Below are 7,085 nucleotides of genomic sequence, written 5' to 3' on the forward strand. Positions count from 1 at the left end.
GCACCGCCCCCGGCGCGAGCAACTCGCGGGTGCGTTTCGAGCGACTCGGCTACTCGGGGTAGAGGACGCAGGCGACGTCGACGCTGCCGGCCCGACGTAGCTGCGGGGAGTCGGCGGGCTGGAACTGGACCTCGACGCCGTTGCCTGCGGGCTCGATGCCGCGTACGCCGGACCACAGCGGCTCGTCGGGGTTCTCGGCCCTGATGCGGTCGAGCAGGGCGCGTACCTCGCCGGCGCCGCCCTTGCCGACCTTCGCCGTGGTCGACGGCCGGTCGAGCCCGTCGAGGTCGCCGATCAGCGCCTTCTCGTCGTCGTAGGCCTCGAGCTTGCGGGTCCAGTGCTCCTCGAGCAGGGCGCGCAGATCGCGCGACTCCCAGCCGCACCCGGCGACGGCCTCGGAGCAGCGCGGGTGGAAGGAGCAGCCCAGAGGCGGCTCGGCCGCGTCGGGGATCTCGCCGCGAGGCAGGTCGCGGGGAACCATCCGGTCGGGGTCGGGTTCGGGGATCGCCTTGAGCAGCGCCTTGGTGTAGGGGTGGCGGGGGTTGGCGAAGATCTCCTCGGTCGGCCCGATCTCGACGATGCGACCGAGGTACATGATCGCGATCCGGTCACAGAAGTACTTCGCGGAGGCGAGGTCGTGGGTGATGTAGACGTAGGTGAGCCCCATCTCCTGCTTGAGGTCGAGCATCAGCTGCAGGATCTTGGCGCGCACGCTCATGTCGAGCATCGACACGGGCTCGTCGGCGACCAGCACCTCGGGGTTGAGGATGATCGCCCGCGCGATCACCGCGCGCTGCTTCTGGCCCCCCGACAGGTCCGAGGGGTACTTCGACAAGAACCTCTCGACCGGCGACAGCCCCACCCGCTCGAGCGCCTCCGCGACCTGCATGCGCAGCGCACGGCCGGACGCGATCTTGTGGATCACCAGCGGGTGACCCACGGCCTCCTCGATCGTCATGGAGGGGTTCAGCGCGGCGTGCGGGTCCTGGAAGACCATCTGGAGGTCGGTGCGCAGCTGCCGTAGCTCGGCCCCGCGCATCTCGGACACCCGTCGGTCGCCCTTGCTGGCCGAGTGATAGGTGATCCGCCCTCCGGAGGCCGGCACCAGGCCCAGCAGCGCCCGGCCGAGAGTGGTCTTGCCACTGCCGGACTCCCCCACCAGCCCGAGCACCTCGCCGCGCCGCAGTTGCACGCTCACGCCGTCGACGGCCTTGACCACGCGCGCCTGCAGTCCGAGCAGCCGCGACAGTGCGCCGCCTTGCAGCTGGAAGTGGACGGCGAGGTCGTCGACGTCGAGGACGTTCTCGTGGCGACCGGCACCGTGACCGCCGCCCTGGCCGGAACCGTCGTTGCTCAGGGTCTCAGGCTTCGTCGGCAACGGCGATCTCCTCGCGTGGGAGCGGAGTCCGCTCGGTCTCGGTCAGGTCGTCGGCGAGGCCGTCGGCCAGGTCGGCCGCCCAGCACTGAGCGGTGCTGCCGCCGTCGTGCTGGCGCAACACCGGGTGGCGGGTGGCGCACACCTTCATGGCGTCGGGGCACCGAGGGTGGAAGTGACAGCCCGGCGGGGGCTCGACGAGGTCGGGCGGAGCGCCGTCGATGTAGTTCAGACCGGTCGTGCGCAACGAGATGGTCGCCCTCAACAGCTCCCTGGTGTAGGGGTGCTTGGGTCGCGAGAAGACCTCCCGGGCGTCACCGATCTCGACGATCTCGCCGGCGTACATCACCGCCACCCGGTCGCACGCCTCCGCGATGATGCCGAGGTTGTGGGTGATCAGCAGCAGGGCGGTGCGGTAGTTGGCCCGCAGGTCGTGGAGGATCCGGATGATCTGTGCCTCGACCAGGACGTCGAGGGCCGTGGTGGGCTCGTCGGCGACCACGAACGGAGGGCGGAGGACCAGGGTCAGGGCGATCATCAGCCGCTGTCGCATGCCACCCGAGAACTCGTGGGGGTAGGCGTGGAAGCGGGTCGGCGGGATGCCCATGACGCGGAGCACCTCGAGCGAACGGCGCTCGATCTCGGCCTTGCTGATCGACTTGTCGTGGGTCTTGAGCGTCTCGGAGAAGTGCTCACTGATCCGCATCAGCGGGTTCAGCCGGGTCAGCGGCTCCTGGAAGATCATCCCGAGGTCGCGCCCGCGCATGGCGTGCTGCTCGCGGGGCTTGAGCTTGAGCATGTCCTTGCCGCGGAAGCGCAGCTCGCCGTCGCGGGCGCTGCCTTCGGGGAGCAGCCCGATCAGGCCTCTGCCCAAGGTCGACTTGCCACATCCGGACTCCCCCACCAGGCCGAGGATCTCGCCTTCGTGGAGCTCGAAGGTGACACCGTCGACGGCACGTACGGGACCGCGGTCGGTGGCGTACCAGACCCGGAGGTCGCGCGCCTCCAGCACGGTCGCACCCGGGGCGTCGACGGGCGTCACGCGATCCTCGACGATCTCGGTCATCGCGGAGCCACCTCCTCGGTGTCGCTCGTCCGGACGCGGTCGGTGAACTGCACCTTCCGCAGCCGGCGCCGGCGCAGCGCCGGGTTGAGCGTCTCGTTGAGACCCTCGCCCACGAGGGTCAGTGCGGTGATCAGCAAGATGATCGCCAGACCCGGCCACAGCGCGGGCCACCAGACGCCTGCCTGAGCGTCGTCGAGCGCGCGGCTGAGGTCATATCCCCACTCCGAGGCCTCGTTGGGCTGGATGCCGAGGCCCAGGAAGCCGAGCGCGGCCAGCGTGCCGACCGCGTCGGCTGCGTTGAGGGTGCCGATCACCGGGACCGACTGCACGACGTTGCCGAACAGGTACTTGCGCATGATCGTCGTCGGCTTGGCGCCGATGGCCCGGGCGGCCTCGACGTAGGTCGCCTCGCGCGCCGAGACGGTCGTGTTGCGAACCACCCGGAAGTACTGCGGGATGTAGATCGCCACGAGGGAGAGGGCCGCAGCGACGATGCCGCTACCGAGCTTGTCGTTGAGCATGAACGCGAAGATGATCGCCAGCAGCAGGTAGGGCACCGTGTAGATCGCGTCCATCACGAAGACCAGCACGCGGTCGACCCAGCCGCCCAGGAAGCCCGAGACCAGACCCAGCGGCACCCCGATCGCCACCGACAGGATCACCGACAAGAGCACGACCTCGAGGGCGGTCCGCGCCCCCCAGATCACGCGGCTGAAGATGTCGAAGAACTGGTCGTTGGTGCCGAGCAGGTGGCCTGCGCCCGGCGAGCCGAGCTTCTCGAACTTCACCCCCGAGGCGTCTCGGGTCTGGTTGAAGTCGAACGGCGCGATCCACGGTGCGAAGAGCGCGAACACCACGAAGACGACCGTGATGATCGTCCCGGTCAGCAGGATCCAGCGAGCCAGGCCCTTGGTGTTCCAGATCTGTCGGAGGAGGTTCCTCATCGTCAGTACCTCACTCGAGGGTCGATCAGCCCGTTGATGACGTCGATGAACACGCTCGTCAGCACGACGATCAGCGCGAAGAACGTCACCAGGCCCTGAACCGCGATGTAGTCGCGGGCCAGGATGTACTTCACCAGCTGGGTGCCCAGCCCCGGCCAGTTGAAGGTGCGCTCGGTCAGGATCGCGCCGGCCAGCGTGGCCGCCACCTGGAGCCCGATCACCGTCACCACGGCGACCAGGGCGTTGCGGAAGGCGTGCCGGCGTACGACGTGCCGCTCGGCGATCCCCCGGGCGCGGGCCGCCTCGACGTAGTCGCCCTTCATCGCCTGGATGACGTTGACCCGGACCAACCGGATGATCACTCCCGACAGCAGCAGCCCGAGGGTGAAGCACGGCAGCACGTGGTGCTTGAGCACGTCGGAGATCGCGGTGCCGTCACCGGAGAAGATGGCGTCCAGCAGGAGGACGTGGGTCTTCGGTTGCACCGTGAAGACCGTGATCGGCGAGGCGATGCCCGATGTCGGCCAGCCGGGGAACAGCTTGACCACGAGCAGCACCAGCATGATCCCCACCCAGAAGATCGGGGCGGCGTAGGTGAGCACGCCGAAGAGACGGATGAAGATGTCGCCCCAACTGTCGCGGTAGCGGCCTGCGAGCCGGCCCAGCGGGATCCCGACGATGACCGCGAACACGAATGCCCCGATCGTCAGCGTGAGGGTCGCCCCGCCGTTGTCCCGCACCAGGTCGAGCACCGGCCGGTTGTCCGAGATCGTCTTGCCGAAGTCGAACCTGGCGACCTGGCCGAGGTACTCGAGGTACTGCACGATCAGCGGTCGGTCGATCCCGAGGTTGTGCCGACGGACGTCGAGTGCTTCCTCGCTGAGCTTGCCTCCGAACGCGGCGCTGACAGGGTCGCCCGGTGCGACTCTCAGCAGGAAGAACACCAGCGTCAGCAGCACCCACATCATGGGGACGACCAGCAGGATCCTGATCGCGATGTAGCGGGACAGGGAACCCGAACCTGAGCTCACGCGGGCAGCCTCCTGACGTTCGGCGTCATCGAAAGATGTCTACAGCATCGAAGGAGGGTGCCGCACCGTGAGGTGGGCACCCTCCCTCGATGAGTGGTGCTACTACTTCTTGCTGATCAACCAGAACCGGAAGATGTACGTCGGGTCCAAGGTGTCCTCGACGCCTTCCATGGAGGAGTTCGCCACGGCGACGTTCTGGCCGTTCCACGACGGGATCAGCGGCACGTCCTCGGCCACGATGTCCTGGAGCTGGCCGATCTCATCGGCACGGGCGGCCTCGTCGGTCTCGCCGATCTCCTTGTCGAGGAGGCTGTTGACTTCCTCGTTGGAGTAGTTGTTGGCGAAGAACCCACCATCGCGGATGAACGGCGACAGGTAGTTGTCGGCGTCCAGGAAGTCGGGGTACCAGCCGAGGATGAAGAGGTCGTAGGCCCCTTCCTTGGTGATCGTCTGGTACTCCTCCCAGGCAGCGTCCTCGGTCGTCGCCTCGAACAGGCCACTGGAGTTGAGCTGGTCGGCCAGCTCGTTGGCCTCGTCGACGGTGTTGGGACCGTAGTGCTCCGGCGGGTAGCCGAGCTTGATCTTGACGGGCGTCTTCACACCGGCCGCGTCGAGGATCTCCTTGGCCTTGTCGACGCTCGGGTCGCCGTACTTCTCCTGGAACGAGTCCTTCTGGCCGGTGAAGCCCGGAGGAACGATGGAGTACGACGGCGTGACGGTGCCGTCGTAGGCGTTGTCGGAGATGGCCTGGCGGTCCATCATCTGGGCCACGGCCTGGCGGATTGCCTTGTTCTTGCCGACCTCCGTGGAGAACTGCCAGACCCAGTAGCGGAACTCCGAGCCCTTGCCGCGGATGACCTCGGCCTTGCCGTTGCTCTCGATGTCGTTGAGGTCGGTCGGGCTCAGGGTGCGCCACGCGATGTCGACCTGGCCGCCCTCGACGGCGGTCTTGAGCGGAGCCGGGTCGGTGAAGTACTGGATGAAGACCTGAGGTGCCTGCGGGGTCTTGGTGCCCTGGTAGGTCTCGTTGGCCTCGAACACGGCCTGCTCGCCGGCCTTGTACTGGCTGAGCTTGTAGGGGCCGGAGCCGATCATGTTCTCGGTGTCGTCGTCGGCCAGCTTGTCGTCGGCGGGGAAGGTCTCCTCGTCGACGATCGAGTTGCTGGCCGAGGTGATGACCTGCATGAAGGTCTGGTCGGGCTGGTTGAGGTGGAAGACCACCGTGGTGTCGTCGGGCGTCTCGATGGCGCCGTCGGCCAGACCGGGGTTGTCGGCGTCACCGTTGCTGATCGAGCCGAGGAGCACCGAGGCGCCGTTGGGGTCGGCGATCTCGATGTTGCGCTTGAACGAGAACAGCACGTCGGAGGACGTCAGGTCGTCGCCGTTGGAGAACTTCGCGCCCTCCGTCAGCTTGCAGGTGATGGTCTGCGGGTCGTCGTAGGTGCAGTCGGCCAGGTCGGGCTCCGGGTCGGAGCCGTTGGCCGGGACCGTCATCAGCTGCTGGAAGATGTTGTACTCGATGTTCCACGAGCCGAAGTCGTAGGCGCCGGCCGGGTCGACCGAGGTCACGGCGTCAGTCGTGCCGAGGATCCAGGAATTTCCGGTGGCGCCACCGTCTCCGTTGTCGCCGCTGCCTCCACTGCTGTCGGACTCATTGCCACACGCGGCGAGCGTGCCCACCAGGGCGCTCACCGCCAGCAGTGTCCAAAGCTTCTTGCGCTTCATTGCACCCCTCTGGGTCGGGGCCCCGGCCGCACGCCGGGGTCGGTACCGCGCGCAACTTACCTTCTCCACATGCCGCGGTCCACGGAGGGTGGGGGCCACGATGGTCGCGATCCGGCAACGATTTAAGGCCGGGTCAGGACAGGACCGGAAGGTTTTCGGCGCGCAGCCCCACGAGGGTCTCGGCGAACATGCGCTGCTCGCCCGCGGGGATCGGCACGTGGTTGGGCACGCAGAGCACGGCGCAGCCTGCTGTCTCAGCCGAGGTCGCGCCGGTGTTGGAGTCCTCGATGGCCAGGCAGTCGGCAGGGTCGACCCCGAGGAGCGCGGCCGCCTTCAGGTAGGGGTCGGGGTGCGGCTTGCCCCGCTCGACTTCGTCGCCCGCCACGATCGCCGCGAAGCTGCCCTCGGGGAGGAACTCCAGGATCGGCTCGACCGAGCGCCAGTAGGACATCGTCACCAGCGCGCACGGCACCCCGGCCGCGTTGAGGTCGGCCAGCAGCTCGCGTGCCCCCTCGCGCCAGGGTACGGCGAGCCGGATCTGCTCGATGACGCCGTCGAGGAGCTGCTCCACGATGACCTCGGGCTCCAGGTCGACCGCCATCCGCTTGCGCATGTAGAGGCCGGTGTCGATCAGGTTGTTGCCGACGAGGTTGAGCGAGTCCTCCTCGGTCCAGGGCGCTCCGTGGCTCTCGGCCAGCTCGCGCTCGGTCACCATCCAGTAGGGCTCGGTGTCGACCAGGGTGCCGTCCATGTCCCAGAGGACGGCGGCGTAGGGAGACCCCGTCGGTTGAGGAGGTCGCGCAGCGACCGTCTCGAAACCACCGTCAGTCGGGTCGCCAGGTTTCGAGACAGGCGCTAACGCGCCTTCCTCAACCAGCGCAGACCCCCTCGGTTGAGGAGGTCGCGCAGCGACCGTCTCGAAACCACCGTCAGTCGGGTCGCCA

General features: G+C 67.8%; 6 protein-coding genes. All 6 read right to left on the reverse strand.

From position 1 onward, the window contains the following. Window positions 1-49: 49 nt before the first annotated feature. The 6 genes from ISU10_RS20545 to ISU10_RS20570 all read right to left on the reverse strand — a co-directional run bounded on the left by ISU10_RS20545 (window position 50) and on the right by ISU10_RS20570 (window position 7,018). Entirely contained in the window at window positions 50-1,378 is a 1,329-nt protein-coding gene (locus tag ISU10_RS20545; RefSeq protein ID WP_228501515.1) for an ABC transporter ATP-binding protein, read from the reverse strand. Further along, a complete protein-coding gene (locus ISU10_RS20550) occupies window positions 1,362-2,441 on the reverse strand; it encodes an ABC transporter ATP-binding protein (RefSeq protein ID WP_194698312.1) in 1,080 nt (359 codons plus the stop codon). The genes ISU10_RS20545 and ISU10_RS20550 overlap by 17 nt, the downstream gene beginning before the upstream one ends. Then, window positions 2,438-3,385, reverse strand: a complete 948-nt coding sequence (locus ISU10_RS20555) for an ABC transporter permease (RefSeq protein WP_194698313.1) — start codon at window positions 3,383-3,385, stop codon at window positions 2,438-2,440. The genes ISU10_RS20550 and ISU10_RS20555 overlap by 4 nt, the downstream gene beginning before the upstream one ends. A 2-nt stretch (window positions 3,386-3,387) precedes the next feature. Next, the gene (locus ISU10_RS20560; RefSeq protein WP_194698314.1) at window positions 3,388-4,416 is read right to left on the reverse strand and encodes an ABC transporter permease; all 1,029 of its coding nucleotides are present in this window, start codon (window positions 4,414-4,416) and stop codon (window positions 3,388-3,390) included. Window positions 4,417-4,518: 102 nt separating this feature from the next. Further along, on the reverse strand, window positions 4,519-6,108 hold the full coding sequence (locus tag ISU10_RS20565) for an ABC transporter substrate-binding protein (protein ID WP_194698315.1): 1,590 nt from the start codon (window positions 6,106-6,108) through the stop codon (window positions 4,519-4,521). A gap of 166 nt (window positions 6,109-6,274) precedes the next feature. Then, complete coding sequence (locus ISU10_RS20570) at window positions 6,275-7,018, reverse strand: HAD family hydrolase (RefSeq protein WP_267239212.1); 744 nt, start codon at window positions 7,016-7,018, stop codon at window positions 6,275-6,277. Window positions 7,019-7,085: the final 67 nt, after the last annotated feature.

Origin of the sequence: Nocardioides agariphilus, from assembly GCF_015352445.1 — a bacterium.
Taxonomy (GTDB): Bacteria; Actinomycetota; Actinomycetes; order Propionibacteriales; family Nocardioidaceae; genus Nocardioides; species Nocardioides agariphilus.

Bases quoted from the DNA above. Each gene is read 5' to 3' on its own strand.
- ISU10_RS20550 (WP_194698312.1), bottom strand. From the start codon at position 2,441: ATGACCGAGATCGTCGAGGATCGCGTGACGCCCGTCGACGCCCCGGGT.
- ISU10_RS20555 (WP_194698313.1), bottom strand. From the start codon at position 3,385: ATGAGGAACCTCCTCCGACAGATCTGGAACACCAAGGGCCTGGCTCGC.